The organism is Pseudomonas sp. PS01299, from assembly GCF_029960145.1.
Classification (GTDB): domain Bacteria; phylum Pseudomonadota; class Gammaproteobacteria; order Pseudomonadales; family Pseudomonadaceae; genus Aquipseudomonas; species Aquipseudomonas putida_A.
The window spans coordinates 1-1,696 of the sequence record NZ_JASCPO010000465.1; the positions used below are offsets into that span (position 1 = coordinate 1).

Annotated in this window: 1 protein-coding gene; it reads left to right on the plus strand. The window is 59.0% G+C overall.

Annotated elements, in window-relative coordinates; all coding sequences use genetic code 11:
* The first annotated feature begins 182 nt into the window (after positions 1-182).
* A complete protein-coding gene (creD, locus tag QMX91_RS31020; protein WP_282413899.1) occupies positions 183-1,553 on the plus strand; it encodes a cell envelope integrity protein CreD in 1,371 nt (456 codons plus the stop codon).
* Positions 1,554-1,696: the final 143 nt, after the last annotated feature.

The following is a 1,696-nucleotide window of genomic DNA, read 5'->3' on the forward strand; positions in this document are numbered from 1 at the left end:
AGCAAGCCCGCTCCCACAGGGGGGGGTGTTGAAACACAGGTCTCGGTCACACCAAAGATCAACTGTGGGAGCGGGCTTGCTCGCGAAGGGGCCGGTGCAGTCTCCACACAATCTCCATATTCCCCCCACATTCCCCTCATACATCAACAGCAGACTCTGCCCATCCAAACAGGGAGAGTCCCATGAACAAGAATCTGACCATAAAGCTCGGGGCGATTGCCCTGCTGATCCTGCTGTTGCTGATACCGCTGCTGATGATTGACGGCATCATCGATGATCGCCAGCAACTGCGCGACGGCGTGCTCGAAGACATCGCCCGCAGCTCCAGCTACAGCCAGCAACTGAGCGGGCCGGTGATGGTGGTGCCGTATCGCAAAGTGGTGCGCACCTGGAAGACCAACGAGAAAACCAGTCAGCGCTACGAAGAACTGGGCGAAGAGCGTGGTCGGCTGTACTTTCTGCCGGAGCGTTTCGAGCTCGACGGCCAGGTGCAAACCGAACTGCGCAATCGCGGTATCTACGAAGCGCGACTGTTCCATGCCGACAATCGCATCAACGGGCATTTCTCGTTGCCGGCGCAATTGGGTATCAAGGAAGACTTTGTCGATTACCAGTTCGACGCGCCGTTTCTGGCGGTGGGCATCAGCGATATTCGCGGCATCGAAAACGCCCTGAAACTGGAACTCGATGGCCAGCGCCTGGACTTCGTGCCCGGCACTCAGGTGGGTTGGCTCGGCGAAGGCGTGCGGGTGACGTTGCCAGCGCTGGATACCCGCAACGCCACGGAGCTGACCTTCGGTTTCGACCTGCGTCTGCAAGGCACCGGTTCGTTGCAGGTGTTGCCGGTGGGCAAAAGCAGTCACGTCAGTCTTGCCGCCAACTGGCCGCACCCCAGTTTTGTCGGCAACTTCCTGCCGGGCAAACGCGAGATCAGCGACCAGGGTTTCAGCGCCGATTGGCAGACCACATTTTTCTCCACCAACCTGCAAGAAGCCATGAGCCGTTGCGTGATGGGCAATGACTGCGAGGCATTCAACGGGCGCAGTTTTGGTGTGAGTTTCATCGATCCGGTGGATCAGTACCTGAAGAGTGATCGGGCGATCAAATATGCGCTGTTGTTCATCGTCCTGACGTTCGCCGGTTTCTTCCTGTTCGAAGTGCTCAAAAGTCTGGCGGTGCACCCGGTGCAATACGCATTGGTCGGGGTGGCGCTGGCGTTTTTCTACCTGTTGCTGTTGTCGTTGTCGGAGCACATCGGCTTTGCCCTGGCGTATCTGCTGTCGGCCAGTGGCTGTGTGCTGTTGATCGGGTTTTATGTTTGCCACGTGCTGCACAGCGTGCGCCACGGCCTGAGTTTTTCTGCGGGATTGGCGGCGTTGTATGGCCTGCTGTATGGCTTGCTCAGCGCTGAGGACTACGCGCTGCTGATGGGGTCGCTGCTGCTGTTCGGCTTGCTCGGGGTGTTCATGGTGCTGACGCGCAAACTCGACTGGTATGGGATCGGGCAGAAACCGGCCAGGCCGCTGGAGTTTGATGTGGGGGCGATGCAATGAGCGGGTTGCGGGAGGATCAGCGCTGGAAGGAAGAGTTGGTGACGCGGATTGTCGGGTTTCTGCCTGTGGAAACGAAGTGGTGCCTTCGCGAGCAAGCCCGCTCCCACAGGAGTACGCATTCCAATGTGGGAGCGGGCTTGCTC

Excerpts from the sequence above, each read along its gene's own strand:
- creD (WP_282413899.1), top strand. The coding sequence starts at position 183 with ATGAACAAGAATCTGACCATAAAGCTCGGGGCGATTGCCCTGCTGATC.